Raw genomic sequence first — 26,125 nt, forward strand, 5'->3', positions numbered from 1 at the left:
AGGAATAAATAGTTATAGATTAGAAGAAAAGAAGCTGGCATACCTACCAGCTTCTTTTAACTATTACTCTATTAACAGCTGTTTACCGTTACTTTTCTACGATTAGATTGGTTACTGATACAGAAATGCCTTTATCGGTAACGTCATATTTCATGCTCGCATTTAGATCGTTTTGAATGAAAGCATCTAGCTCTTCAGGAATCGGTTCGCCAGACTCTTCTAACATGGTAAGCATTGGTGTAAATAACTTGTTGTAGTCGATGAATACGTCTGTCATGCCATTTTGTTCAATTGGCTTGTCTAGTAAATCATGACCAAATTTAGCCGCTTGCTCGCCGGTGTAAACCACCAAATGATTGGCCTTAGCGACCGCATAGGCTGGTGCGATATCACCTAGCATACCCACTAACTCTGCGGGTAGTGCTACGGGGGTTCCGTCTGTCGGGATTTGGATAGACGCCAATTCCGGAATCATCATCGCCGCGTTTTGAACTAATGCTGCTGGGTTGTCTGCGCTAAGGGTGATCGCCGCGTCGAGTTTCGTCAGCTCTTCTGAATATTCACCTTGTGAGAAGTCGTAATCGAACAAGCTAAAGCTAATGCCTTTTAGACCATTAACAAAACCAGACGCCATACCAATCATCATTGCAGGGTTGGCTTGCTTCATCTCTTGTTGGAATTCTGCCAATGGTTGGCATTGGTACGGAACCGCTTGAATATCCGTCAAGATGTTAGTAACAGCAGGAGTCAGTTGGTTAACATCAATACCCAAACCGAAGAAAAGAGCGCTTTGTTTAATTAAGTCGCTTTGCGGTATAAAACCACGTAGAGATTGAAGGGCATCAAGAATGACTTTGTTGTTGCTCTCGATGATGAAGTTACCACTGATCATACCGTTCTCGTGGAAGCTTCCTCCCGCGACGGTGCGTGGCCAGTTTGCTGCAATGGACTGAATGTCGGTTTGGCATTCAGGTGTTTGAATGAACGCCATTGAATCGCTTGCTTCAATTTCATTCATTCTGGTGATTTGTTTAGCTAACAGGTTGCCATCGACGGTAGTGATCCCTTTCGCGAGTTGTTGATGGTCGATGTAGGAAATGTGCTCCGTACTGATGGTTGGGTGCTTCGTTTTAATGTTGCTAATGATGCTTTCTGATGCAACAGAGTGGGCTGGTTTCTGTAGGCCTAACGCCATTTTTAAAGGGTTGAGATCGCCCAACTTTGGAACATCAACAGTAATTGTCGCGAAACCGTCAGTAATGGCGATGACGAGATTAACCTCGCTTACTCCGTCTTGTTCTGCTATCGAGTAACTACGGTAGTTAATTGCATCTAACGTCTTTTGGGTGTGAGCAAACTGACTCTCTGCTTCAATTTTGTCCATTGTGGCCCAAAATGCAGCGGCTTTTTCGACTTCCATTTTTATGACAGGAACAAAGCCAAGCGTATAAAAGTAGTTATTGATGGAATCAGACGTACCGAAAATGGCCTTAAACTGAGCTGGGCTTTCTACGGCCTCAAGGAACGAATCGTAGAAGCTTAAGAAAAACTGCTGCTTACTGGTGATGTCGCCAGATTCGGTTTCCATGAACGCCAACATATCATCATGTGACGGCATATTTGCAATCGAAGACAGGTAGTATTCTAAAGGTGTAGGGGTTAACTGTGCTGCCAAAATTGCAGTATCAGCCGGGACTTGGTTGAGTATCGAAACAGATGAGTTACTTTGGTTTTCTACGTAAAAAAAACCACCAGCACCAATAGCTACGACGCCAGCGGCAATAAGCATTTTATTCACAAGTTTTTCCTTTTTATAAACATGACTGAAAAGAGCATAATCGGTAGCTAGTTTCATAACAATGACTTACCTATTATTTAATTCTGTTTGTCACGGTCTTAAGACTTACTTCACATTGTATTCGCTATTTCTCTAATTCAGCTAATCAAGATAAATGAGTTTTATGACTAGTGAACCATGCTGGTTTTTTAATGACCGGAACGTCAAAACTGGTCGTTTGAACTGCATTTTAGTTGGATTTTGGCGTAATAAGCTGATTAATTATATTTGGTGAAGTTATGTGCTGTCTAATGTTGATTGTGCAGGATCTTCTTGTAATAATGAATGTAAATAAAATGTTGCATTTGTTGTTTATTAAAAGGTAGGGATCACCATGACAACCCGTTTCGAAAGTACGTTGCAATTGACCAGTTTAACGCCGCAATCTATAGCAAGGCTTGCCCCTTCTTTTGCCAAGTTGCCGAGCACAGCACATGCTGATGGCACCTACCGATTAAGACGATATTCGGTGGTGGAATTTGAAGGGACACACCTAAAAACAACGGGCAAAAATGATTTTGTTCAGTCTGGTGATATTAATCATTTTCAAGGCGATGTCGTTCGTCAGTTCGAGCCCATTGATGCTGACATTCTTAATAGCTCTGAATTTTTTGATATGTGCTCAGTCTTTGCTGCAGCGTCTCGATTGCCGATGAATCACGAAATCGAAATACATCAGATGCGAATCACCACTAAATCTGAAGAAACACAGGTGGCGCCAGAAGGAATTCATCAAGATGGGTTTGCCAACATAGCGATAGTGGGTGTTGATAGAAATAACATTGTCGGTGGAGACTTAATGCTCTATAAAAACAACAATGAAGCCCCATTTTTCCGTAAAATTTTAGAAAATGGTGAAGTCGCAATGTTAGACGACAGCGCACTCTGGCATAACGCCGAGCCAATCCGGTCAATTGTTCGCGAGCAAGAAGGCCATATGGATGTGTTTGTTCTTACTGCACTTGGAGCAAAACATTGATGACCTTTTCAGTCGATAAAATGAGATCGCAGTTCCCTGCACTAAAGCAAAGTTTTGTGCGTGGTTCAGATGCTGCTAGTGGCGATCGCCATCAAGCTGTATTTCTAGATGGCCCTGGAGGATCGCAAGTCCCTCTGCCTGTATTGGATGCCATGCATCAGTATTTGGGCCATTACAACTCGAATTTAGGCGGTCACTTTTTTTCTAGTCAGATCACGACAGATTTAATGCTGAAAGCGAGGGAGGCTGCGCAGTCGTTCTTGAATGCCCCATCGAGCAAGCAGATTGTGTTTGGTGCGAACATGACGTCACTAACATTTCAACTTAGCCGTGCGATCAGCCGAGAGTGGAATAGCGGTGATGAAATCATTGTTACTGATCTTGACCATTACGCAAACGTGTCTCCGTGGAAAGAAGCTGCGCAAGACAAAGGCGTCAACGTACTTACTGCTGGTGTTACTAAACCAGAATGCCAGTTAGATATGAATCAACTTGAATCTTTAATATCTGCTAAGACGAAGTTGATTGCCGTGACCATGGCTTCTAATACAACTGGCAGTGTTGTGGATATCGCTACTATTGTCCGTATGGCAAAACAGGTAGGGGCGATGGTTTATGTAGATGCGGTGCATTACGCACCTCATCAGTTGATTGATGTTCAAGCGCTAGGTTGCGATTTCTTAGTGTGTTCAGCTTACAAATTTTTTGGGCCTCATCTTGGACTAGCGTATGTAGCAGCACCATGGATCGACAGCTTGACGCCCTATAAAGTCGAGCCTGCGCCGAACACTGGTCCTAATCGCTTTGAAACCGGAACACAAAACTTCGAAGCTTTGGCGGGGTTTTGTGCAAGCGTTGATTATTTGGCCCAATGGGGAGCGCCGTCATCGACTCTCAGAGAACGTTTACAAGCTAGTTTTGCACATTACATTCAGTATGAAACCGAACTGAGTGACTACTTCCTTGAGCAGTTTTCATCATTGGAAGGGGCGACGTTATATGGCTTAAATAAAGCAGGGCCAGAACGTACGCCAACTTTTGCTTTTCGACTTGATAATGTGTCACCAGAACAAGTGGCTAAAACGTTGGGCGAAGAGCATATCTGTGTTTGGAATGGTCACTTTTATGCCATTGGGTTAGTTCGTACCTTGGGGTGTTTAGAAAGTGGTGGCGTGATTCGAGTAGGGTTAATGCACTACAACACCAAAGCTGAAATAGATAGATTGTTTGATGTGCTGAAAACACTCGTTTAAGCAAGATAAATAGGGAGATATTCCAAACAAAAAGGCAGCAGTGGTTTCTCCATCTGCTGCCTTTTTTGACGTTTCATTTCAGTCCGTCACTATTGGTTTAGTCTTCGCTTTCACAAGTGATTTCGTAGGAACCAAATTTACGGATATTGATGACGCCTGTATCCAGCATTAAATATTGACCTTTAATCCCTTTCAAAATGCCTTTCACTTCAAGATTTTTGTCAAAATTATGAGACACAATTTTGGTCGGGTGCTCAGTAACCGGATAAGCGATAGCCGTAATATCGTTATCGAGCACCTCTACGGCATCGTCACCATACTTTGCTTTGATCTCTTCAAGAGCGGAAGCCAGTTGTGGCAAAATTTGTGCAAACTGATCTTTTAGAGCAAGTGGTTCACCGTCTTGTTTGAGCAGCGTACGCCAATTGGTTTTGTCTGCCATTTGCTTTGCGATTTCGATTTCAATAAGCCCAGAAATATGACGAGTTTTTACTTTGAAAATCGGCAAGCCTTGTGTGGCTCCTTGGTCGATCCACCGAGTCGGGATCTGGGTATGGCGAGTAATACCTACTTTCATGCTTGATGTATTAGACAGGTACACATAGTGATCAACCATGCAGTTCTCTTCACCCCATTGAGGCTCTCTGCAGGTGCCTTGTTCATAATGACAGGTTTCTGGTTTCATGATGCACATGTCGCAGCTTGCCAGTTTTTTCATGCAGACAAAGCAGTGACCTTGCGAGTAACTCTTTTTGGTTTTTTTCCCGCATGAACTGCAAAAAATATTACCTGTGTGCGTGAGGGTGATGGTTTTACCTATGATGGGATTGAGTGCAATTTTCTGATCGCCTACCGGCAAAAAATACTCAACCTCGCCGTTGAGTGTTGCTTCCATTTTTCTCAACGTTCCGATTTCTGACTTCGACATTACTTTTCTCTTTTTATGTTTTAGCCGCAATTATAGCAACACGAATAGGTCGCGTCTCGCTACGATGCGACTCACATTTCCTTTATGGGATGGAACTCTGAATGAGCTGATATTGAAATAACTGGCTAGATTGATGACTATTTCTTCGGTTGAGCCAATAAAGTGTTACAAAGCTCGAAAACCAGTACGATTTAGATGGTATTTACGGTACAAATACGGTGTCATAGCGTGGTCACGATGTGATCTTAGTTCAATAATTGAAGTGTTTTTATTGGGTTGGAATTGGCGAGTATGAATCTAAAACATGATTTGAGCTCAATGCAAAGGTTTGTGTTGGGGTTGTTGTGTACCACTGTCATTGTAATCGGCTTGTATTTTTACTACGGGCAGAGCAAAAGCTTTTTATTGAAGCCTTCCGAGTATACTTTTTATTCGTCGGATGACCGTCAGTCGGGCGGCGGTAGTACTTCGTTTATTCGGCTGGCTGATGACCAGAGCAACAGCAATCAAGCGAGCCTTGAATGCGACCTCGTAGAAAGCAGTTATCGCTGGCCTTATTGTTCTACGTCTGTGTATTTTAATGAAGATAGGAAAAAAGGTTGGGATTTCTCTGACGTCCACACCTTGTATCTTGATATCGACTACGAAACCAAACAAGAGGCCCCACGGTTACGGGTTTATTTACGTAACTTTAATCCGGCTTATTCATCCGTTGAAGATGAATATACGGTTAAATATAACGGAGTAGAATTCACTCCAGGTGTAGGTAATGGTGAAATAGCCATTCCGCTTAAAAACTTCCAAGTCATGACTTGGTGGTTGTCTGATCATGACATTCCCATAGCACACGCAGGGCCAGAGTTTAGCAATGTAACCTTGTTTGAAATTGCGACTGGGTCCGGTGCTAAATTGGGCGCTCACAATATCACCATTAATAGTATCCGCTTTGAGGGGAGTTACCTTGATGGGGAAACGCTGATGTTGGTTTTGTTGCTTTCTTGGGTGGTACTTGCTCTGCTGTATGCAAGAGAAGAGGCCAAGTATTCAAAATTAGAGATCCAGAGATCCGAAGATAGAGAAAGGCACTTGCAAGCGGTGAATGATAACCTGCGTATACAGAATCACGAAATTTCTGAGATGGCACAACGTGATGCACTCACTGGTGCACGAAACCGACATTCAGTGCGTCGTTGGTTAAAAAGCATGACTAAGAACGTTCAATGGGAAAATGGACGCTTCTCGATGATCTATTTGGATATTGACCATTTTAAAGCGGTTAACGATACGTTTGGCCATCAAGTTGGTGATGATATTTTGCGAGAGTTCGTGATGATTGTAACGTCGTCGATCGACAGTGAAGAGCACTTGGTTCGTTGGGGAGGGGAAGAGTTTATCGTGTTTTGCCCTAATTCAACACTGGATCAAGCTATCGACCTTGCCGAGCGGATACGCCTGAATGTGAAGCATCATATTTGGGTACACGGAGAAGAATTAACGTGCAGTGCAGGGGTTGCTGAAATGGGTGAAGAGCGTATTACAGAAACCATCGCCCGTGCTGATGAAGCGCTTTATGCCGCGAAACAAAAGGGCAGAGATAGAGTAGAAGTCAATTCTGGCTTAGTTATTCAGAAACAAGACGTTTCGTTCATGTAGCCCTGTCGTGCCACTAAACACTCTTGTTACTTAATTTGTGAATGAGTAACTTGCTCAATAATCGGTTCTTTCGGGCCGAGGTATTTAGGCGCGGTATCTATAATGTACAAATCAAGCCACGCTTTTGCTCGGGCAAGAACCTCCCTCATGCGAACGTATAAACCAGCGCTACCGGACGGGCCTGGAACGGCCAAACAGACCGCATCAATTTTGTTGTAGTTGGCAATGTACAACGCGCGTTCGCAATGAAACGCTTGGGTGACAATAACAAAGTCATTGGCATCGAATATTTCTTTTGCTCGTATAACAGAATCCAATGTTCTAAATCCTGCATAGTCGAGGTGGATGGCTTCTTCGGGAATATCTACTTTTAATAAATCCCTTTTCATCGTCCACGGTTCATTATACGAGCGATGAGCGTTGTCGCCGCTGAGCAAAAAATGCGTGACTTTGTCTGCTTTGTATAGCTCTATAGCCGCGTTGATTCGGTGGCTATAATAGGTATTAAGGCTTCTGCCGATGTATTTACTGGTTCCGAGGACTAAAGCAACATCATGAGCAGGCAGAGAGGCAATGTCTTGATAGATTTGTTCTTGAGTTTGCCAGCTCACCCAGCGGTCAATTGCCGCTAAAACGCTCGCAGTCGCTACGACAAGCAGTAGCATGCAGCCGAACAACAATTTGGCTTGTTTGAGTACTGAAGAGAGCGACAGTCGTTTGAATAAATCACTGGAACGGATCATAAATTTCATACTTGGCGGTTCTTTTGCGCCCAAATCCCTATGAATAAAAACCAAACTATTAAACCAATGGCGAGCATATCATGGCTCACCTGATGGAGTGCTTGATTTAAAGCAGGGGAGGCCTTAACAATCAATAACCCGTAGCCAAATGCATTAACGAGAATGAAAATCAACGTTCGTATTATAAAGTGATAGCTCGAAAGATTACGACGTAACATACGATTAATATCGGCACCAAACACAACTAAGCTACAGGCGATAATAGCTGTGGAGATATCACCTAAATAAGGTGTGAGAAAAGAACCAAAATCAGAAAGAATCGCTAACATCTAGGGCAAAAATTCCTTTTAGAAGATTGAATTAGTGAGACCTAGTTATAATACAAAAAAGAAAAGCCCCATAGGGGCTTTTTGTCATAAAATTGCGAAATATTTAAAATGCTGTGCGCTTATAACGGCGATAAACCGGTTGCCAGAAATATTGCTCTATGGCTTTGCTTAACGCTTCATCGGTAATTTCTAATGCAACACCTTGCTCCATGGCTTTCTTTGCAACAGCAAAAGCAATGCGTTTAGAAACTAAGTGAATTTCTTCCAGTGGTGGTAGCAGTGCACCATTGTCGTTTTTCGCCATTGGTGAACATTCCGCGAGTGCTCGGCTTGATTCCATCAGCATTTCATCGGTGACACGTGAAGCCGATACCGCCAGGACACCAAGGCCAATACCCGGGAAAATGTAACTGTTATTACATTGGGCTATCGCATAACGTTTGTTGTTATGAATAACCGGGTCAAATGGGCTACCCGTTGCAACCAGTGCTTGACCATCTGTCCAACGAATGATGTCGTTTGGTGTCGCTTCTACACGGCTTGTTGGGTTAGAAAGCGGGAAGACGATTGGACGTTCGCAGTTCGCATTCATTGCTTGGATGACTTCTTTGCTAAATAGGCCCGGAGCACCAGAAACGCCGATCAATACGGTAGGTTTAGCATTCTTGACGACATCAAGCAGAGAAAATCCTGCTTCTTCACTGTCACTTTTCCATTGTGTTAAATGGTCATTTTTTTGCATTAAGCGACGTTGGAAATCAAGTAGGTTTTGCATACCCTCTTGCAGCAAGCCCCAACGATCAACCATATAAACTTGCGAGCGAGCTTGTGCATCAGATAAACCCTCAGAAACCATTTGAGCGATGATTGCTTCGGCAATACCGCAACCTGCCGAGCCTGCCCCCACAAAGGTCACTCTTTGTGCACTTAATTTACTGCCTGCAGCGTGACACGCTGCGATGAGAGAACCAACAGAAACCGCGGCAGTACCTTGGATATCATCGTTGAAACAACAAATGCGATCTTTATAGCGCTCAAGCAGTGGCATGGCGTTCTTTTGTGCAAAATCTTCGAATTGTACCAAGGCATCTGGCCAGCGTCGTTGAACCGCTTGAATGAACTCTTCAACAAACGCATCGTACTCTGCACCCGTAATACGAGGATGGCGCCAGCCCATATACATTGGGTCTGCTAAACGTTGTGGGTTATTGGTACCGACATCAAGTACGATTGGGAGCGTATAAGCTGGGCTAATTCCACCACAAGCGGTGTACAGTGCCAACTTACCGATAGGGATCCCCATACCACCAATACCTTGGTCGCCCAAACCTAAAATACGCTCGCCATCGGTAACCACAATCACTTTAACGTTGTGGTTTGCGGCGTTGTTTAATAAGTCATCAATGCGATCTCTGTTGGGGTAAGAGATAAAGAGGCCACGACCACGACGATAAATGTTAGAGAAATTCTCACATGCTGCGCCTACGGTAGGCGTGTAGATAATTGGCATCATCTCAGTAATGTGATTTTGAACTAAACGGTAGAACAAGGTTTCGTTGGTGTCTTGGATGTTACGCAAGTAAATGTGCTTATCCATGTCGTTTTCGAAATTCTGATATTGCTTATAAGCACGATCAACTTGTTCTTGAATGGTTTCAGTATTCTCTGGAAGCAAGCCCTCTAAGTTAAAAGAGATTCGTTCAGAGGCACTAAAAGCGCTGCCTTTATTGAGCAAAGGAGTACTTAGAAGAGCAGGACCTGCATAGGGGATGTATAAGGGACGTTTATCGTTATTCATGTGGGACTCGATGGCGGATAGAAAGTGATGGCTAAGACGAAATAATAACGGTTTGGTTATCGGCTTGTAAACCGAATTAAGCGTATATGTCCTGTAATTCAAATAAGTTTTTATGAACTTAAAATAATTTATGAATTTAAACGCAATTAGCTAAGAGTAAAGATCATAAATGGAGAAAGTGCCTGTATACAATAGAGACAGTGCATAGTAAGAAAAAGACGAATCCCTGCCGAGTAGAAAAGTATGATCGTCGCCGTTGCTATTGCGTTGATGTATAGTAAGTAAATTCGAGAACCAGTCTTTAGATCGTTTTATATATGCAGCCAATAGCCTCACTTCCCATCGATGCGAGTAAACAAGAATTCGAGCGCCTTATCACACAACACCACCTTGTGGTCGAGGCTGAAACCGGGTCCGGTAAATCAACTCGGTTACCCTTGTGGTCAGCGGAATTTGGTCGAGTTTTGGTGATTGAGCCACGCCGAATTGCCTGCACGTCCTTAGCGGAGTTTTTGGCCAAATCGGAACGCTCTGAGTTAGGGGCGCGCATTGGCTACGCCATTAAGCTCGATGCTCGCTATAACGACAACACACAAGTCGTGTTTGTCACGCCCGGTGTCGCGTTAAGGTGGTATTCTGAAAATAGGCTGGTGGACTTTGATATCGTGATGGTGGATGAATATCATGAGCGCCGCTGGGATACCGACTTATTAACTGCACTTTTAAAAAAGCACAATCAGCACCGGATTATTCTTACCTCCGCAACGATAGAGAGCCAGCGATTGGCGAATTATATCGACGCAAAACCCCTGATTGCAAAAGGTCGAACTTATCGTGTCGATATTCAATACAAAGCCCGAGACGCACACTTATTGCCGGATGTTCGTGATATTGAAAAGCGTGTCTTTGACCAAGTTGTTGAGCTTCTCCCGACAACCGATGGTGATATGTTGGTTTTTCTTCCAGGTCGTAAGGAAATTCAACAGTGTGTCAGCCTGCTTAATCGAATTGAATCACTGATTGTCGTTCCGTTGCATGCATCGGTCACCGATGAACAACGACGCATCGCACTCAATCAACAAACGGGCCAGAAAGTTGTCGTGGCAACAAACGTAGCTGAAACCTCCCTCACAATTCCTAATATTTCAGTGGTGATAGATTCAGGCCTAGAGCGAAGAACGCTTCAGCGCAATGGCCGTACAGTATTAAGCTTAAAAAGTATTTCTCAAGCCAGTGCGAAACAAAGAGCTGGCCGAGCAGGGCGTGTGAGGGAAGGAAAATGCGTTCGCTTGTTCGGGGCAAATGCGCCTTTAGAGTTAATGACACCGCCAGAATTACAGCGAGAAGAATTAACTGAACCCATGCTTGCTTCTGCATGCTGTGGCGAAAACATCGAAGCACTGACCTTTTTAGACTCACTGCCTGATAAGTCGTTAGTTAACGCAAAGAATCAATTATTAACGATGAAAGCCATCGATGACGCTGGCTGTGCTACCGAACATGGAAAGCGTCTTTATCCACTGCCCATTGATGCCCTTTATGCCGATTTGCTCACCCGGTTGCCCACTCGTGCGCTGACAGAAGCCATGGTGGATCTTAGTGCTGCGCTATCGGTGCCGGCTCGATTGTATAAATTGCCAAACAATCTTGATGACCATGATGATATCGACCAATGGGAACCGCAGCGTTGTGATGCCATGACGCTGATTAAATTGGTCAGAGGTGACGTACCAGAATGCATGCATGTTGAACCGTTCGCCCTAGTCGAAGCTCAGCAGTTAGCCGAACAGATGCGGGCGGCGCTAGAGTTGCCGGAGTTGTCGGTTGCTTCACGGTGTCATCGTCAGCAATTGGCTCGTGAAGTGGCATTGTTACATCCTGAGTTGGTGTTCGTTCGACGAGAGAAAAGAAGACAAGCGTTAGGTAATGGCTATAGTGAAGTCAATGTTGGTAAAGACAGCCGCTTTAGTGAAAAAGCAGAAGCTGCGATTGTGTTAGACCAGCACAGCTTACCAGGGCGAGGGGTGAAGCAAACACTCAACCTCGCAACCGTTATGATGCCTATCTCTCTTGACGATCTTGTCGAACTTGATATCGGTGAATGGCAACAAACAGACACGCATGTGGAAAATAAGCAGGTGATGTCGTCGATGATCAGAGTTTATGCTGGACGGGTGATTGAGCGTAAGCATACCCAAGCAACAGGAAAAGAAGCCATCATCAAAGCCTTGAACGCCAATCAGCTTTGGCCTGGCTTTGCTAAATCACGAGAACGAGATATTCACGCGTGGCAATTGTACATTGATTTGGGCTTAGCTGATGAACCAATCAACCAACTCGAGAAAGACAAAATAACTAAGATCAGTTTTGATGGGTGGATGACAGAACAGCTGAATGATTTAGGCATTTTCGAAATGGAGGATTTGGCTTTGTTTGAATCAGACGATTTTTGTTTTGAGGGGATTCCTTACTGGCAGCGTGACGAATTTGAGGTGGCGTACCCAAGTGAGCTGCAATTATCAGACATAAAGTTAATAGTAGAATATTTCCCAAAGAGAAAACTGGTGCATGTGATCCATCACTCAGGCTTACGAAAAGGTGATCCCAAGCGTTGGGAGTTACCCAATTGGAATGGGTGGAGAATTCAATATAAGAAAGCCAGCCGACTGATAGATATCAAGTAGTTGGTTCGAAAATTGCTTTAATTCATGTTACAGATCGAAAATGGACACCGATTGCCGTGTGTGAGTGATTTATGAAATACAAAGTACTGCTTGCTGCGATATTGTCTCCGTTATTGCAGGCCAAAAGTTTGAGCACCATTTCCAGTTACGAAGACACTTACGTAATTGGAAGTCATACCAGCAGCGTGAACAGAGAAGTTTATCAAAATGGCGGTTTTGATGGGGCGGAGCAGCTACAACCTTTTGAAGTTAAGTTCCAATTCTCGTTTTCGGTTCCCTTATTCCAGTTGACTTCTAACTCTTCCATTGCCGCAGCTTATACTCAGACATCGCTGTGGCAAGTAGCGAATAATCAAATCTCGTCTCCCTTCAGGGAAACAAATTATAAACCCCAAGTGTTTGTTATGTATCGTCCAAACTTATTCTTTTTAAATAACATCGAGTTTGGTTATAAGCATGAATCTAATGGACAAACCGCGAAGTTATCTCGGAGCTGGGATCGAGCTTATATTGCGTTAGAATTGTTAGACGGCCCATTCGAATACGGTTTGCAGGCATGGAGTGTCATCGGACGTATCGGAGAGAACCCCGACATTGCTGATTATTATGCACCGTGGGAGGCGTGGACAAAGCTTTATACAGGCGCAGGTGTATTTGACGCCAGAGGGTTTTATAATTTTGATACCAAGAAAAGTGGCGTTGAACTAGGATACACATTTTATTTTAATGAACTGATAGGCATTTATGGACAGGTTTATCATGGCTACGGTGAAACTCTAATCGAATATGATCATAGTCATACGCGGGTTGGGTTGGGCTTGAAGCTCGTTAACTGGCAATGATCTTTACCTGTGCGTTATTTAACTTGGCTAAAAGCCAGAATTCGGTTGAAGTCACATTACGGTGAAATTGATATTTGCACAGTGAATTAATTTCATTACCGAAATACGGTACATCGTTTTCAAAACTGTTCTTATCGTGTTAATTGTTTGGTTTTGTTATTCCCTTTTGGTCGTTTTTATAGTCATAAAAGACCGATGTCTTATATCGTATTGATATATGCGATGTCATGGCCGATAGTAGTAAAACACTATGAGTTGTCTGCTGATATTAGGGTCTTACCGTCAGTAGTTATAGCGCAAGTGACTGCATGAATTGATAAGTGTTATATCATTAATTCGTGTGGATCAACGTTCTACGCCCACAAAAAATACTATAACGGGCTTAAGCGAACAACATGTCGGGGGGCACTATGAATAATCAGCATTCATCGGAAATAGTTTTTGATTACACCACTTTTCTTGGCGCAACATGTAAAAAGAAGTGGACCTTTTTAGAAGCGATGCAATCTTTCGCGCCAGTCTTTGGCATGCTTTGGAAAGATAGCGTTAACGAACTCATGTCAAAAGAAGATCAATTGTGGGAGCAGGCGCTAACATCGTTGTCTGCGCAAAACAGTGATGAAGCTAACTTGGTACGTTTGGTTAAGCTTGCTCGCGTGCAAGGCATTGGAAAGCTGACTCTGAAAATGCCCTATGAATTGGATCTAGAGCTACGTGACTCCATCGGCAAACGAAGCCGTTCGGTTATTACGGAGCTAGAAGACGATAGTTTTACTATCGAGATTGCCGAGTAGCATTTCAAAAATAGAGAAAATAACAGACATCAAAAAAGGAGGCTTAGCCTCCTTTTTTATTTACTCATCATGAATCTAAATCAAGTTTAATCGATTAGGCCGTAATCGCGGCTCAATACATCAATGATTTCAGCTTTAGGATTGCTGCTCAGTTCAATTTTTTTACCGGTGATTTTCTCTGCAATAGAGGTATACGTATTGGAGATATCAATCAACGCTTGTTCTGGAAGTTCGTTGTCACGAGCCAGAGCAAAACGCTCATCCATACGGTCTTTATTTAAAAGAATATCTGCATCTTCAAAATGATTGAGTAGGAACTGACGGAAGCCTTCTTTCGAATTCTCAACAATATTGCCAGCTTGGTACTGTTTTTCATCCCAAATACGAGACGAATCCGGAGTACCTACTTCATCCATATAGATGAGTTTTTCTTTGCCTTTTGAGTCATGTACGTAACCAAATTCAAATTTGGTATCAACGAAGATCTGTCCAACATTGGCCAGAGCGTTGCTGATGACATCAAAACCTTCAGACAGCAGTTTTTCGTAATGCGCAATATCTTCTAACTTAGAAAAGTTAAATGAGGCGAAATTGTTTTCGATGTCTTGGCGAGTAATATTCACATCGTCGACAGCCGGTACACCAGGAATGCCTTCTAAAATCCCTTTGGTTGACGGTGTCATTAGTAATTCTGGCAGGGCTTTGTCTTTTTCTAGGCCTTCAGGCATTTGAATGCCACAGAATTCTCTTTCGCCATTAGCGTAAGAGCGCCACATGGATCCAGTGATGTACTTACGGCAAATCGCTTCGATCATGACTGGCTTAGCTTTTTGAACGATCCACACAAACGGGTGTGGAATATCTAAAATGTGGCTATCAGCAAGGCCGTTATCTTTAAATAGTTGGAACCAGTGGTTAGAGATGGCATTTAAAGCCGCCCCTTTACCGGGAACGCCCTTTAGGCCTCCTTCAGCACGCCAAATACAGTCGAATGCCGAAATTCGGTCACTGATAACCATGATCGCTAAAGGCGCATCAGAGGCGACATCATAGCCTTTTTCTTTGATCAAGCGTTGGCTGTCGGCTTCGGTTAGCCAATAAACAGAACGAACTTTGCCACTATGGACAGGTTTATCGGTACGAATTGGGAGGTCATCATTTACTGCGAGAACTTGATCGGCGAGGCTCATTGCGACATTCCTATCTGGTATCAAACGTCAAAAAGAGAAACATACCACCATGGCATGTTTGTGATGTAGCGCATGATACCAGAACTGACGATCTCTGCCACACAAAAAGCAAACGTTTGCTCTTTGTGCTGGTTAATTGGCGATAATACTAGCAACTGCAATTGAAGCAGTTGCTTAGCTTCTGTTAATGAAATTGATTTTGGCCGTTTGAAAGGTAGAGTTCGCTATTGGCATCAATGAAAAAAACTTCACAGCCTAGCTGTTTTGCGCGTTGTTGCAGGTGCTTTTGATCAATGGCAGAAATACTCTGGCTCGCGACAACGGCACTGGCGTTTCCAGATTGCATTGCTTTTAACACAATGTCTTTCTCGCTCGATAAACGAGAAGCTTGAATGTGAACAACATGCTCTGCTGTAAACCTTAACTGTCTTAAACGGCTAGGACGAGGTCTAGGACACTGTGCAGTAAAAAGTACCCACTTTGCTCGGTGAGATAACTTTGCCAACCTTGCACTAACTCGTTCGCTTTTAACGAGATCAGTTGAGGCGCTTTTCGTCATCAGGGCAGTGGACACGAAAGCTTGCGAAGTTGGTGTATTTGGTTGAGCGTTAAGTGAATACATAATTACTGTTCCTTTATACATACTGTATGCATTTACAGTAGTTAAAACTTGAGTGTTTATCAAGCGTTTTTTCCAGATAAACATCACAATTATTCAATGGTAAATTATAACTAGTTGTTTTTATGTGATTTTATTTAAAGTGATGAATGAGCCGGTTTGTATGCGATGTTGGCCGAAATTGATGAAATTGAGCAGGGATGTAACAGCAACGCTAGCGGGGGAACAGAAAAGGCTGAAGAAATTCAGCCTTTATACAGTAGTTTTAGGGCTCAAGGCATAAGGCTTAAGGGGGAGAAGCACATGAATAAGCTTAAATCTGTGGAACTCATGTTTGGAAAACGATGCTGAGATCCTTTAAGAAAGAACGTCCGTTTTGAGGAGGGCTGGCGCCAAAAAATTCGCAGGCACTCGCACCAACATCCGACATGGTGGCGCGCTCTCCTAGGTCATTTTTGTTTAGATTTGGCTGGTAAATAAGAAGCGGGACTTGCTCTCTAGTGTGTTTGGTGTGCCCTATAAAAGGGTCATTACCATGATCCGCCATAACGACCAATACGTCGTTATCGGTCATTTTTTCGATGACGCTATTTATGCCCCGATCTGCGCGTTCGAGTATTTTCCAGTACATCCTCGGATCTTGCTGGTGGCCCGACAAATCCGTTTCTTGAACATTTGCGCAAAAGAAGCCGTGTTGGTGTTGCGTTAAATCTTGATTAAGCAATTCAAACACTTTATCGGTGTCTACGACGGATGTGTAAGACGTGCCAAATCGGTTTTGCACGATGTCAGCCACTTTTCCATACAAAAAGGTAGTGACCCCATGGTTATGTAACAAGAATGGCGCTTGTGTTGACTCATCTACCCCAAATCCAAGGTGGATGACTTTAAAACCGTTTTCGTAAACACCGGTATCTGGGGTGTTAACGCCAATGAAGGACGTCACTTTATTGTCATCTTGCTTAACTTCAAGCGCATCAATAATGGACTGACTATGTCCTATATGGCCGCCAAAGACAATGTTGCGACCCACCTGATTGGCATTACGAACGCATCGGCCCATTTTTTCTAATGCGTCAAAGCTAATTTGGTCAAGATTGGCCGTTAGGTTATACACTTGACCGAGGTCGGCTTCTAAGTTATCGGCAATCACTACGGCCTTGTCGACATAAAGAGCCGCTAAGGACCCTTTGTATAGCCTTTCTACTTGGTAGCCTTGTGCGAATAGTGCTTTTTCGATGCTGTCTATTGATTGATTGAATGGCACAACAAGAGGAGATTGAGGATTGGTTCCCATGATCTCTTGATGGCCCATAAACGTGTCGCCTCCTTCGTGGGCCAATAACGCGGTGCCGATAGAGGCATTCGGCGAAGGTTGCATCACAGACTCTGAATTTGGAACGAGGTTAATCAGTCCAAGCCGCTCTAAGGTCGGTAGTTTCTTGAGTGGGAAATGGTTAAGCAACTTAAGAGCGGTGTTTGCTCCGGTATCTTGTGGCCTGACAATCGGTACATCAAGCATTTCACCGATGCCAAATCCATCTAGAACGATAATAATAAATCTACTCATCACACACCTCATTGCCTAAAGCGTCGTATATTCCTAGCAGTTTTGGTTGGCCTGTATGGCAGCCTGAAATCAACGCGACATCACTCCGTGTAACAAAAACCTGAGTACGAAAAGCCATGATGACGGCTGCACCAATGGGGTATTTATCGTCTAATTTGAAGTGATAATCGATGCTCGATTCGTCATCGTTACTTACCTTGCTGAAAACAGAGTTGGCGAATTGCTTATTTGACCGGGGGACGATTAAGGCTTTATTGAGATTGCCACGACGATAAAGCCCACCACCATAGCAATAACTGCGCTGGTTAAAATGATGAGATATTTCACTGATATAAAGCATGGAAATTTGCTCCCTTTGGCTCCCGTCAACGTTATTTGGGATCGTCCCTGTTAACGCATGACCGGGTTCCGCGTGAGTACCTTGTAAACGAGCAATGTCAGGTAAGGTTTCACAACTGCTAAACGATGGCATATTGAGTTGAAGGTTATCAAACCCCAATGCATTCAATGCATGATATGCAGAGTGCATTGTGCGTACATTATTGGTGGTTTGTGGTTTGCCATCTTTAAGTAGAAAGCAGGGGAAGTGGGTGATCCCGGCAATACGGATATGCTGCATACTTTGCAACTCTTCAATCACTGCTGTTAGGTCAAGTAGTGCAAATCCAGACTCTTGATTGACATAGAGTGCGTCATCATCTTGATAGAATTTCAGCATGATATCTTGAACGACGCCTAACTTGGCTGCCGCATCTGAAATTGATTGGGCTTTTTCTAAACTGGTCACCGTCACGATATCTGGCTTGCCGACAGATAAAGTTGACTCAATCATAGATTCTGGCAGTTGAACTAGATGCCCTACATGGGCAATTTTAATTCCAGCCTTTTGAAAAAAGCGCACCTCTTTAAAATCGACACACACGATGCCTTCATACCCCAAATCATCAATTAGAATTCGGGCTAATACTGGGTTACGACCAATTTGTTTGGTCATCGCGTACAGTTTAATGTTGTGTTTGTCTGCGGTTTCCTTCAGTTTTTTTGCATTTTCTATGAAGGAATCTACGTCTATCACGTAGCTGTCGGGCAAAATTTTCCCTTGTGATAATAACGTAACACTCGCTTCTATAAGCGCTGGGTTGCGTTTGATTAGTGCATCTAAAAACATACCGACGTCTCACTAAAAAATGCGCTAACCCGAACAGGGGGAGTTGGTTGAGTTAACGCATGAAAGAGAATTAAAGGCTAAATAGCCCAAGGACAAACAGAACGTTGAGTACGATACCCGTCAGAATGGCAGCCACAGCTGGTGCGGCAATTTTCAATACTGGTCGGCCTAGCACTTCGTTGAGGAAGTACAAGATGGCAAAAATGGTAAAGCCTGTTGTTGAGCCCATTTTCATTACCGCCAATACACCACCAATCAATAACGCAAACTCCATTAAGGTGTTCATTGAATTACGAATGTTATCTGATGCGTTACGAATGGAAGGGAAGTGTTCTAATACTCGGCCGACGCTGCGTAATAGGAAAATCTCTAGACAAATAGTAATGGCACCTAGAACAGCTGCAACGGGAATGTTAGGGGCTAAATAGCCGACCACGAATACGAATGTCATGCCGACCACGCCATATACCCCGGTCGCTAATGCTGTCGTCGCAATCAGTGGAATAAAGCCCAAACCGCGCATGAATTCAGATAGGGCGACTTGTTTTAATGCCGCGTCTTGTTCTGCTGCATCCGTTAGCTTGTAGGCTTCAGCAAGGGAATAAATCGAAACTTCAGAGCCTGCGAAGATACCCGCATTAGACACGGCAGCAATCAATGCACCTGTGACGGCAAGGAAAGGCAGGTGTTTGACGATTCGTTTGGTGCGTTCATCGAAAATACCGTGTAGACCAGACATGTCTGGCGGGCTAATCCCTGCTTTTTTGTCTGCCAAATCTTTACGAATCGCGATAATAATCAGCATTAGCATGCCAATAAAGATCTGGATGGATTCAGGGTAGATTCCGGTGTATTTGATGACCAACAGTCGAGAAAGCAAAATGACAACAGCGGTTACAGCGCCGGCTCTCCAGCCAAATTGATAGAAGATAGCCAATAATGGGAATAGAGCAAAAGCCGACATTACAGGCGTACCAAGTTCACCCAACGCACCCAGTGCATCTACAGGTAAACCGGTTAACACGGTATTGACGGCGGTTAGCGAGGTCACCACTAAGATGCCCCAAGTTGCACCAGCCAAAGCCGCTAGAATTCGGCTACCAATCATCACGCCTAATATATCGGTAGGCAGAAAGAGCAACCAAGGGTTCAACAGGCCTGTTGATAAGGTGAACGAGATCCCCACTGAAGCCACAAAGCCAATGGATAAACCAAACGCAACGGAACCGGCATCTCGGCGGCTCATGTTGCCCTCGAATACCTGAGGAAGTATAGGTCTGATTCCATCGTGGAATACGGCGGCGCTCATATTGGCGATCAGTGCGGTCATGCCACAGAGTAGGGCGACTAAGCCCAAGTTCATAAAGTCCATAATGTATCCTTACAATCGGGCTAGAGTAGTAATGAGTAAAGGTATTGCGTGTTCTACGTGTTCGACAGACAATCCGAATGCGACTTTGCCTTCAGAAATAAATTGATCAACTTCGACTTGTTTTGCCTGTATGGCTGGCTTGGCAATGGTGCAGCTTTTGTCGAAGCCAATGATCGCAATGGCCATGGAAAGGGCGGCGCCTGCTCCGGTATTGCAGCAGCCGATGTAATAATCAAGCTCACCACTTTTCACTTTTAATGCGGCATCCATGTCATTAAGGATGTGAATTTCAAAGGTGTCTGGAGAGCTTGCTTCTATTTGCTGTTGAATTTGTTCACGCTGTAAACCAGCTATGCCAATCTTTTTCATAGTGGTGCCTTTATTATTTAAATAGGGTGTAGGGGGTGTGGATCATCATGGTGTCTATCTCCTGTTGAGATATGCCATGATTGAGTAATTCTGGGATAAAGTGTTCAACTAGGTATCCAAAGCCAAGACCACCGTTCTCCTTAAGATGGGAGCGGCGAGTAATATCCATAGAGAGCATCACTCGGTCTAAGCAGCCTCGCTTGGACAAAGCAATCAACATCTCGATTCTTTTGTTGTCGGGGAAGTAACTATTTTTGCCGATGGTATCGAACTGCACATAGCAGCCTTGATCGATCAGCCATTGAATTTCATCTAAGTTGCTTTTTAAATCGCAGTGACCAATGGTTACGCGTTCTAAATCGACGCCCATATTGCGAAACAGATTCACCTGTTCTTTACCTAAGGTACTTAAAGATTGATGAGTTGAAATCGGACGCCCGGTTTCAATGTGGGTAATCGCTGCGGCGTGAAAGACTTTTTTCTCTAAGTCGGTAAACTTGTCTTCACTGCTGCCAACTTCGCCGATGATACTGGCTTTAAGAGAGCTTCCTTGAATACCTCTTTCTATTTCTGCAATCATCTTCGTCGCTAATTGCTGAGCCGTTAGCTGAGAAACTTCAGGCGGGAAAAAGCCCTCAATGTAATACCCGGTAGAGAGCAGTACATTCATTCCGGTGTCGTTAATTAAATCCTCAATAAAATGAGGATTTCTGCCCATAAAATGATTGGTTACTTCTACGATGTTTCGTACGCCAAGTTTCAGAAGGTTTTCCATTTCCTCTTTTATTAATGCGTACTGATCGAGCCGACAATCAATATCGCCTTTTTGAGGGGACAAATCGATATGGAGATGTTCGTGGCAATAGGTATAACCTGTGTTATCAATCATCTTCACGGTTCCTAACGGTTGTCATCGGTCAATTGGCTAATGGCAAATAAGTTGCTAACCAAGAATGAGTTTTCTGTTTGAGGTGCCTGTTCAATCCCATATAAGTTAAGCACCTTCGTATTTAATGCTTGCAGTGCGTTAAATTGAGCGGACTCGACAATTTCTTGCCAGATATCATCATCCAACCCTTCTTCTATTGGGCTTTCAAGCAAGATACGGTCGGTTGCTCTGGCTAAGTGAGTTACAAGCATTTGAAACTGCTCGCTATCGGGTTCGAGGTTTAATTCCGTTTCAATTAATGCCGCCGCCGCTATCGATGCTTGATAGCTGGATTGGCTGATCACGGCATTTTCGGCCAGAATGGATAAACGTTGTTGCATCATTATTAACGTCCCTTATTTAATGAGTACCGCTTTCTAAATACTTAAGATCGAATACTTAGTTCGACTAACAGGAACCAAGCTAGTAACTGGGTGTTATTTGACCTTCTACCACTTGGCTTTGATGTGATAGAAGGCTGTGTATATTGAGCAGTTTACGCAGCAAAACACGAATATATTGGGACTCTGTACGTACCAAAATAACCGCCTGAGAAGCATCTCGGCATTCTTCAAATTCATCGAGAGATCGTTCCGACAAGCCCATCCCTAGCATATCGATGGCTTCAGGAAGCCAAACCACCGCATCAATGATGCCATTGGTTAAGTGACTAAGGCTGTCGCTATAGTTTATTTCTATGATGTCTATTTGCTTATCTTTGAATGCAAGCTCGGTTAGAACACGCTGATCTGGAGAGTCTGAATCCACACCCACTTTTGTAATCGTATCGTATTCACCATCGCGGTAGATCAGCCTATGGGCATTTGAATAAGAATGATCGCCCAAGTCGATAGCGGTGACCAAGCCATCGGCTACGTAGTCTTTTGCCGCGAGACGAGACATGATCGCCATGTCGTACGTACCAGCTTTCAAACATTCAGCCCTGACGTTTGCACCTCTCATGTGCGCAAAATAAAACGGTAAGTCACTCATTTGCGCTTTGATGCCACTGGCAATGCCTTCATAGTGTTTGGTATACGGCAGTGGCATGGCGCAAACCAAATGAGACAAACCAGACAACTTGGCCAGTTCGGTTTCATTGAGCGAACTAATAAAGGTGCCATTTCGCCCTTGCTTGCTAAGGCCGACCGCATGGTTGCTTTCAATGGTAGTGAGCGCTTTTTGAATGAAACCGACGGACACTCCGAATTCTTCAGACAATGAATCAATCGTTCTTACTCTGTCTCCTTCCTTTGCGGTAAGGAGATAACGAGCAACGTTAATAACTGCAGAGCCTTCTCGACTGATGTATTGCATAGTGTACTTCTTTTAATCTTCATTATTTTGAAGATAATATATAGCATCGTGATTGTTTATAAAATACGCATCACTAGAATTTGTGAGGCATGACCGATTTATCAATAAGACAAAAAATTTAAATGATTAAAAATAAGGGGTTATGTATTTTTGGCGAAAGTGCCGGGAGAGGGGATAAAGCGTAAGTACAGAATATGTACCTACGCATTTTCAGTAAAACACTGGGTGAATAACTAGCGTATGGCGCAGCTTGCGGCAGAACGACTGCGTAATGCAAGCTCGTCGATATTGAATAAGCGTACGTCTAGTGTGGCAATGTCGTTACAAGTTTCACATGAGTGGTGGTGTTTTCCATCAACATAGTTGTGTTTCATTACCATCTTTGGTTCTTTACACCAATCGCATGTGCCTTCTGTGTTGAACATTGAAATCTCCTTTGGTTGTTTTATTCGTATGAGATGACAACAAAAGAGTATGCCACAAATAAAACATAAATGTTAAATTATTGTTACGCATCGTTGTGTATTTCATTTAAAACAGGCGTGGTTTAAATAACCTTTTATGGGCCATTGATGACTCGCAGTTAGTCGCTATACGAATTATTTATTGTATGACGGGTGTTTTAAAATGACTTTGAGTGCGGCATTGAGTTTTTTCATTTCGTCATCACTGCCGTTGGCATCAGGGTGATAGACGCGACAAAGCTTTTTATATCGAGTTTTTATAACATCAGCACTGGGTAGACGCTTAGAGTTAAGCCCTAAGAATGTGCACGCAAGTGTGAAATTCTGATCTTGTTGTGCATGTTTTAAATCTTTAAGCACTGCATTCTGGCTCACTAGCTGGCGGCGTGTTTTTTCAAGTTCTTTGCGAAGAACACGAGAGTCGTCAGCCGCTTTTTTTTCTTGCCTAACCGCCGTTTTCTGTTTGCGTTTCTTGCGACCTAGCAAGATGACGGCGAGCAAAGCTATGAGGAAAGTGACAGCAATGATGATATAGCCAACTTCTTGGGTCACTTCAGGCAAGGCCCATTTGGACTCTTGTTCTATTTGAGGGGCTACGGAGGGGGAAGCCACAGTGACCACTTTACTCGATTCGTCATCCAATTTGGTGATTTGTCCGAGTTGAGCCGCTCGCATGGCATTAAATTTGGCTTCCAATACACGGTTGTAGCCAGCTTCAGCCTGCGCGCTGTTATTTTCGAAAGCGACCTTGTACCACACTTTGGCAAGGTCTAAATCGGCGACAGATTGGTACTCGTTGTATTCACGCTCGTAAAGGATGCCTAGTTTTAGCTGAGCTCTGGCAAGGCCCTGAACGGCAGCTTTGGTATACCAATAAACGGCACGTTCTAGATTCTGTTCAATGGCGATGCCACTATCGTAAGCGTTAGCCAATTTAAGTTGTGCAAGCGAATAGCCGTTGTTTGCCGACTGCTTGAGCCAGTCAATCGCACGTTGTGAATCTTTGGCTACGTCTTTACCAGTAAAGAATGCTTGCGCCAACGAATACTGGGCAACAGGATCTTGTTTGTTGGCTTGAGTTTCCAATTCGCTAATGGTGAGAGCGCCTACCCAATGACTGAAGAAAAGTGCGGAAATACACAATAATCGGATTGATTTATTCATTGGGGGTCGGTTTCCTAGAGTTTGTCAGAGCCGCGATGGAGCCCGTCTTGATAGCTTTGTTCAAATGACCAATCACAAATACCAAAATAAGGCTTACGCAATAGGCCTAAGCGATGTGGATCTTGTGCACAATAAACATCCTGGCCAATTTGGTAACCATCGCTGTAGGCAAGGTAATTTTCTTCAGAGGTTTGTGCTTTGTTGGGGCTAAACTGTACGGCCCCCTTGTTAGATTGCTCCAAGCCAAAGTCGTACCATTCTTTTTCAGAAGTAAGGTGAGTAAGATCGACACTGGTACAAGCAACCAAAAATAGAGTTGTGAGAATCACTGTGAATTTATTCATTGTTGTGTCCCTTAATTTGCTCGAATGTGTAAGGTTATTATGATAGCAAATTCAGCAGTGTTCAATTTTCGTAGCGATAAAGGGTTACTTTAGCAGTTTTGGGGCCGCGGCGGGTGTTGTTCCACCAACAGGGCGATTAACCGATAAACGACGTCCTTTTTTCAACCCAACTTCATAATCGGCGGTGATGTTTTTCATCGCGTCACGTAATTGTTGTTTAAACGTTTCGCGGTCAATGTTTTCAAACTCTTTATCAATGTAGTTATTGATTTTGTTATTTGAATCATCATCGGGTGCGATGGTAGGCAGTTTTTCCAATGCACCCTCAATCCAACCAGACAAAAATGAAGAAACGCGCTTAGTGACTTCTGCGCTACTGGTGCCAGAGCCTGCAAAGCTATTGCGGAACTGCCCAGTATGTTCATTCATTTCTCGGTAGACGATATCAAAAGCAAACGCAGCAAAAATAGCGCGATCGGCTTCACCGATGAACTCAAGACGTTTCAACCCTTTATGGTTCAGTAATACGGCTTCAACACCAAATTTTGTATTGATCCCTCGGATAATACGCAAGATGTTTGAGCCAACATTGCTTGGAAGTAAGTGGCTAGATTGAGTCTTGCCCATTTTGATGAACTCAATGTCATCTTTATCCAACCCATATTTAATCATGAGATTATGGGCCATCTTGATGGCATTAGCAGCTTCGTTTACGTTCGCTGAATTACCGAGTTCAAGACACTTAGCAATTTTCTTGAGGGCTTTTTGTTTATCCATTAAGACTGCAGGTTGATGAGAAAAGTCGACCATTTTAGCGTTAATTGGCGGGAAGTAAAAGAGTGGAATGGGGGTTTAAAGGAGGATTACGTTAACTTGGCACCGAGTGATGCTAAGTTAACGCAATAGATAGTATAAATTTAACGCAATTAGATGCCGAGTTCGTCAAGTAGGTCGTTAGCCATATCGTCAGCTGCTGACGAAGCCTTAGGGCTTGCTTCTTTCTTCTGATTGGATTTTTCGCGTTCTTGGTCAATCAGTGAGTCGATGCATGTGTCTTCTTCAATTTCAAATTCTTCCAATTGAATAAACTCAGTTTTATCCATGGCTAATTCTAGGTAGAAAATATTGTTTTTCTCGGTAGAGAAAGTAACACGGCGAGCTTGTGGACGATCTAAGTTGGTGTCCACCGACAGCATGACTTGTTTCGTCAATGCCAGCATTTTAGGTTGGTTTTGAGTGATGTTAGTTTGCAGTTCTTTACGCACTTTGTTGGTGAAATCGCCAACCAGTTGGTTCATTAATTCGCCTAGCACGTCGCCGACTTCATCTGAGGTGTGCAAAATCGCCAGTTCATCTTCCGGCATGCCCATGTTACGCATGTAATTTTGATAGATCTCTAGCGCAGCAGGAGCAGCAAAGTTGATAACAACCAAACCAGAAAACCCGCCATCGAATAAAACAAAACAGCCAAAATCAGGTTTTAGGCAAGTTTTGTTTATTTTTTGTACCATTGCAGAGTAATGAATCGGAGAATCCGTTGCCGAGGTCAAAACACCAGACACTGATTTACAAAGCATTAATAGAATGTCTTCGGTGGTAACTACTTTATTTTTTTTCATGAGATTATCGCTTTAATACGCATATAAGAAATTGTTGCTTGTAAGAAGTGTGGACTAAAAATCCAAAAATGTAAGCAATCGATTCAGTTTGAAGTGCAGTAACTGTTTTTATCAAGCTCTAAAATGTTGTAAAGTGACGAAAATCAAAAAAATCACCCGCA

General features: G+C 43.5%; 25 protein-coding genes. 6 read left to right on the plus strand and 19 right to left on the minus strand.

The window, feature by feature from the left end; translation table 11 throughout:
• Positions 1–88: 88 nt before the first annotated feature.
• On the minus strand, positions 89–1,798 hold the full coding sequence (locus QWZ04_RS06345) for a hypothetical protein (protein WP_290326113.1): 1,710 nt from the start codon (positions 1,796–1,798) through the stop codon (positions 89–91).
• Between the two features lie 373 nt (positions 1,799–2,171).
• On the opposite strand from QWZ04_RS06345, the gene QWZ04_RS06350 reads away from it, so the two are divergent.
• Together QWZ04_RS06350 and QWZ04_RS06355 are read left to right on the plus strand one after the other, a co-directional pair.
• Positions 2,172–2,816, plus strand: a complete 645-nt coding sequence (locus tag QWZ04_RS06350; protein ID WP_290326115.1) for a 2OG-Fe dioxygenase family protein — start codon at positions 2,172–2,174, stop codon at positions 2,814–2,816.
• Complete coding sequence (locus tag QWZ04_RS06355; protein ID WP_290326216.1) at positions 2,816–4,069, plus strand: cysteine desulfurase-like protein; 1,254 nt, start codon at positions 2,816–2,818, stop codon at positions 4,067–4,069. Before QWZ04_RS06350 ends, QWZ04_RS06355 begins: the two co-directional genes overlap by 1 nt.
• 97 nt (positions 4,070–4,166) lie before the next feature.
• Here the strand turns inward: QWZ04_RS06355 and QWZ04_RS06360 are convergent, their stop codons facing one another.
• Entirely contained in the window at positions 4,167–4,997 is an 831-nt protein-coding gene (locus QWZ04_RS06360) for a DUF2797 domain-containing protein (protein WP_290326117.1), read from the minus strand.
• Positions 4,998–5,288: 291 nt separating this feature from the next.
• Here QWZ04_RS06360 and QWZ04_RS06365 point away from each other — a divergent pair, with 291 nt between their 5' ends.
• Positions 5,289–6,650 carry a GGDEF domain-containing protein gene (locus tag QWZ04_RS06365; RefSeq protein ID WP_290326119.1) on the plus strand — a complete coding sequence of 454 codons (1,362 nt, stop codon included), beginning with the start codon at positions 5,289–5,291 and terminating at the stop codon, positions 6,648–6,650.
• A gap of 26 nt (positions 6,651–6,676) precedes the next feature.
• Here QWZ04_RS06365 and QWZ04_RS06370 read toward each other — a convergent pair whose 3' ends face one another.
• The 3 genes from QWZ04_RS06370 to QWZ04_RS06380 all read right to left on the minus strand — a co-directional run bounded on the left by QWZ04_RS06370 (position 6,677) and on the right by QWZ04_RS06380 (position 9,520).
• Positions 6,677–7,402 (minus strand): SanA/YdcF family protein, encoded by a 726-nt coding sequence (locus QWZ04_RS06370; RefSeq protein ID WP_435433586.1) that lies wholly within the window; start codon positions 7,400–7,402, stop codon positions 6,677–6,679.
• Positions 7,399–7,722, minus strand: coding sequence for a DUF3392 domain-containing protein (locus tag QWZ04_RS06375; RefSeq protein WP_290326121.1), 324 nt, complete (start codon positions 7,720–7,722; stop codon positions 7,399–7,401). The genes QWZ04_RS06370 and QWZ04_RS06375 overlap by 4 nt, the downstream gene beginning before the upstream one ends.
• Before the next feature lie 103 nt (positions 7,723–7,825).
• Positions 7,826–9,520, minus strand: coding sequence for an NAD-dependent malic enzyme (locus QWZ04_RS06380; protein ID WP_290326124.1), 1,695 nt, complete (start codon positions 9,518–9,520; stop codon positions 7,826–7,828).
• Between the two features lie 326 nt (positions 9,521–9,846).
• Here QWZ04_RS06380 and QWZ04_RS06385 point away from each other — a divergent pair, with 326 nt between their 5' ends.
• The 3 genes from QWZ04_RS06385 to QWZ04_RS06395 all read left to right on the plus strand — a co-directional run bounded on the left by QWZ04_RS06385 (position 9,847) and on the right by QWZ04_RS06395 (position 13,840).
• Positions 9,847–12,204 carry a helicase-related protein gene (locus QWZ04_RS06385; protein ID WP_290326220.1) on the plus strand — a complete coding sequence of 786 codons (2,358 nt, stop codon included), beginning with the start codon at positions 9,847–9,849 and terminating at the stop codon, positions 12,202–12,204.
• A 71-nt stretch (positions 12,205–12,275) separates the two neighbouring features.
• On the plus strand, positions 12,276–13,046 hold the full coding sequence (locus tag QWZ04_RS06390; protein ID WP_290326126.1) for a phospholipase A: 771 nt from the start codon (positions 12,276–12,278) through the stop codon (positions 13,044–13,046).
• A gap of 410 nt (positions 13,047–13,456) precedes the next feature.
• Positions 13,457–13,840: a transporter gene (locus QWZ04_RS06395; protein WP_290326128.1), complete on the plus strand. Its 384-nt coding sequence runs from the start codon at positions 13,457–13,459 to the stop codon at positions 13,838–13,840.
• 86 nt (positions 13,841–13,926) lie between these two features.
• Here QWZ04_RS06395 and QWZ04_RS06400 read toward each other — a convergent pair whose 3' ends face one another.
• From QWZ04_RS06400 to QWZ04_RS06465, 14 genes are all read right to left on the minus strand, one after another.
• Positions 13,927–15,030 (minus strand): phosphoribosylaminoimidazolesuccinocarboxamide synthase, encoded by a 1,104-nt coding sequence (locus QWZ04_RS06400; protein ID WP_290326130.1) that lies wholly within the window; start codon positions 15,028–15,030, stop codon positions 13,927–13,929.
• Positions 15,031–15,214: 184 nt separating this feature from the next.
• A complete protein-coding gene (locus tag QWZ04_RS06405; RefSeq protein ID WP_290326132.1) occupies positions 15,215–15,652 on the minus strand; it encodes a hypothetical protein in 438 nt (145 codons plus the stop codon).
• A gap of 325 nt (positions 15,653–15,977) precedes the next feature.
• Positions 15,978–17,219, minus strand: a complete 1,242-nt coding sequence (locus QWZ04_RS06410; RefSeq protein WP_290326133.1) for a phosphopentomutase — start codon at positions 17,217–17,219, stop codon at positions 15,978–15,980.
• Positions 17,212–18,387 (minus strand): YhfX family PLP-dependent enzyme, encoded by a 1,176-nt coding sequence (locus QWZ04_RS06415; protein ID WP_290326135.1) that lies wholly within the window; start codon positions 18,385–18,387, stop codon positions 17,212–17,214. The genes QWZ04_RS06410 and QWZ04_RS06415 overlap by 8 nt, the downstream gene beginning before the upstream one ends.
• 70 nt (positions 18,388–18,457) lie before the next feature.
• Entirely contained in the window at positions 18,458–19,759 is a 1,302-nt protein-coding gene (locus tag QWZ04_RS06420; RefSeq protein WP_290326137.1) for a YhfT family protein, read from the minus strand.
• 9 nt (positions 19,760–19,768) lie between these two features.
• Entirely contained in the window at positions 19,769–20,128 is a 360-nt protein-coding gene (locus QWZ04_RS06425) for a DUF2620 domain-containing protein (RefSeq protein WP_290326139.1), read from the minus strand.
• A 13-nt stretch (positions 20,129–20,141) separates the two neighbouring features.
• Positions 20,142–21,017 carry a phosphotriesterase family protein gene (locus QWZ04_RS06430; RefSeq protein ID WP_290326141.1) on the minus strand — a complete coding sequence of 292 codons (876 nt, stop codon included), beginning with the start codon at positions 21,015–21,017 and terminating at the stop codon, positions 20,142–20,144.
• A gap of 11 nt (positions 21,018–21,028) precedes the next feature.
• Entirely contained in the window at positions 21,029–21,400 is a 372-nt protein-coding gene (locus QWZ04_RS06435; protein ID WP_290326143.1) for a PRD domain-containing protein, read from the minus strand.
• A 79-nt stretch (positions 21,401–21,479) separates the two neighbouring features.
• Positions 21,480–22,373 (minus strand): GntR family transcriptional regulator YhfZ, encoded by an 894-nt coding sequence (yhfZ, locus tag QWZ04_RS06440; RefSeq protein ID WP_290326145.1) that lies wholly within the window; start codon positions 22,371–22,373, stop codon positions 21,480–21,482.
• Between the two features lie 233 nt (positions 22,374–22,606).
• A complete protein-coding gene (locus QWZ04_RS06445) occupies positions 22,607–22,798 on the minus strand; it encodes a hypothetical protein (protein WP_290326147.1) in 192 nt (63 codons plus the stop codon).
• Between the two features lie 174 nt (positions 22,799–22,972).
• Positions 22,973–24,001: a J domain-containing protein gene (locus tag QWZ04_RS06450; protein WP_290326149.1), complete on the minus strand. Its 1,029-nt coding sequence runs from the start codon at positions 23,999–24,001 to the stop codon at positions 22,973–22,975.
• 14 nt (positions 24,002–24,015) lie between these two features.
• Positions 24,016–24,345 carry a DUF2799 domain-containing protein gene (locus QWZ04_RS06455; protein ID WP_290326151.1) on the minus strand — a complete coding sequence of 110 codons (330 nt, stop codon included), beginning with the start codon at positions 24,343–24,345 and terminating at the stop codon, positions 24,016–24,018.
• A gap of 84 nt (positions 24,346–24,429) precedes the next feature.
• On the minus strand, positions 24,430–25,122 hold the full coding sequence (locus QWZ04_RS06460; protein WP_290326153.1) for a DUF2786 domain-containing protein: 693 nt from the start codon (positions 25,120–25,122) through the stop codon (positions 24,430–24,432).
• Positions 25,123–25,271: 149 nt separating this feature from the next.
• The gene (locus QWZ04_RS06465; protein WP_290326155.1) at positions 25,272–25,964 is read right to left on the minus strand and encodes a DUF3334 family protein; all 693 of its coding nucleotides are present in this window, start codon (positions 25,962–25,964) and stop codon (positions 25,272–25,274) included.
• Positions 25,965–26,125 lie beyond the last annotated feature (161 nt).

Origin of the sequence: Vibrio tapetis subsp. quintayensis (assembly GCF_030409945.1) — a bacterium.
Taxonomy (GTDB): domain Bacteria; phylum Pseudomonadota; class Gammaproteobacteria; order Enterobacterales; family Vibrionaceae; genus Vibrio; species Vibrio quintayensis.

Excerpts from the sequence above, each read along its gene's own strand:
- QWZ04_RS06350 (WP_290326115.1), top strand. The coding sequence starts at position 2,172 with ATGACAACCCGTTTCGAAAGTACGTTGCAATTGACCAGTTTAACGCCG.
- QWZ04_RS06355 (WP_290326216.1), top strand. The coding sequence starts at position 2,816 with ATGACCTTTTCAGTCGATAAAATGAGATCGCAGTTCCCTGCACTAAAG.
- QWZ04_RS06360 (WP_290326117.1), bottom strand. The coding sequence starts at position 4,997 with ATGTCGAAGTCAGAAATCGGAACGTTGAGAAAAATGGAAGCAACACTC.
- QWZ04_RS06365 (WP_290326119.1), top strand. The coding sequence starts at position 5,289 with ATGAATCTAAAACATGATTTGAGCTCAATGCAAAGGTTTGTGTTGGGG.
- QWZ04_RS06370 (WP_435433586.1), bottom strand. The coding sequence starts at position 7,402 with ATGAAATTTATGATCCGTTCCAGTGATTTATTCAAACGACTGTCGCTC.
- QWZ04_RS06375 (WP_290326121.1), bottom strand. The coding sequence starts at position 7,722 with ATGTTAGCGATTCTTTCTGATTTTGGTTCTTTTCTCACACCTTATTTA.
- QWZ04_RS06380 (WP_290326124.1), bottom strand. The coding sequence starts at position 9,520 with ATGAATAACGATAAACGTCCCTTATACATCCCCTATGCAGGTCCTGCT.
- QWZ04_RS06390 (WP_290326126.1), top strand. The coding sequence starts at position 12,276 with ATGAAATACAAAGTACTGCTTGCTGCGATATTGTCTCCGTTATTGCAG.
- QWZ04_RS06395 (WP_290326128.1), top strand. The coding sequence starts at position 13,457 with ATGAATAATCAGCATTCATCGGAAATAGTTTTTGATTACACCACTTTT.
- QWZ04_RS06400 (WP_290326130.1), bottom strand. The coding sequence starts at position 15,030 with ATGAGCCTCGCCGATCAAGTTCTCGCAGTAAATGATGACCTCCCAATT.
- QWZ04_RS06405 (WP_290326132.1), bottom strand. The coding sequence starts at position 15,652 with ATGTATTCACTTAACGCTCAACCAAATACACCAACTTCGCAAGCTTTC.
- QWZ04_RS06410 (WP_290326133.1), bottom strand. The coding sequence starts at position 17,219 with ATGAGTAGATTTATTATTATCGTTCTAGATGGATTTGGCATCGGTGAA.
- QWZ04_RS06415 (WP_290326135.1), bottom strand. The coding sequence starts at position 18,387 with ATGTTTTTAGATGCACTAATCAAACGCAACCCAGCGCTTATAGAAGCG.
- QWZ04_RS06420 (WP_290326137.1), bottom strand. The coding sequence starts at position 19,759 with ATGGACTTTATGAACTTGGGCTTAGTCGCCCTACTCTGTGGCATGACC.
- QWZ04_RS06425 (WP_290326139.1), bottom strand. The coding sequence starts at position 20,128 with ATGAAAAAGATTGGCATAGCTGGTTTACAGCGTGAACAAATTCAACAG.
- QWZ04_RS06430 (WP_290326141.1), bottom strand. The coding sequence starts at position 21,017 with ATGATTGATAACACAGGTTATACCTATTGCCACGAACATCTCCATATC.
- QWZ04_RS06435 (WP_290326143.1), bottom strand. The coding sequence starts at position 21,400 with ATGATGCAACAACGTTTATCCATTCTGGCCGAAAATGCCGTGATCAGC.
- yhfZ (WP_290326145.1), bottom strand. The coding sequence starts at position 22,373 with ATGCAATACATCAGTCGAGAAGGCTCTGCAGTTATTAACGTTGCTCGT.
- QWZ04_RS06445 (WP_290326147.1), bottom strand. The coding sequence starts at position 22,798 with ATGTTCAACACAGAAGGCACATGCGATTGGTGTAAAGAACCAAAGATG.
- QWZ04_RS06450 (WP_290326149.1), bottom strand. The coding sequence starts at position 24,001 with ATGAATAAATCAATCCGATTATTGTGTATTTCCGCACTTTTCTTCAGT.
- QWZ04_RS06455 (WP_290326151.1), bottom strand. The coding sequence starts at position 24,345 with ATGAATAAATTCACAGTGATTCTCACAACTCTATTTTTGGTTGCTTGT.
- QWZ04_RS06460 (WP_290326153.1), bottom strand. The coding sequence starts at position 25,122 with ATGGATAAACAAAAAGCCCTCAAGAAAATTGCTAAGTGTCTTGAACTC.
- QWZ04_RS06465 (WP_290326155.1), bottom strand. The coding sequence starts at position 25,964 with ATGAAAAAAAATAAAGTAGTTACCACCGAAGACATTCTATTAATGCTT.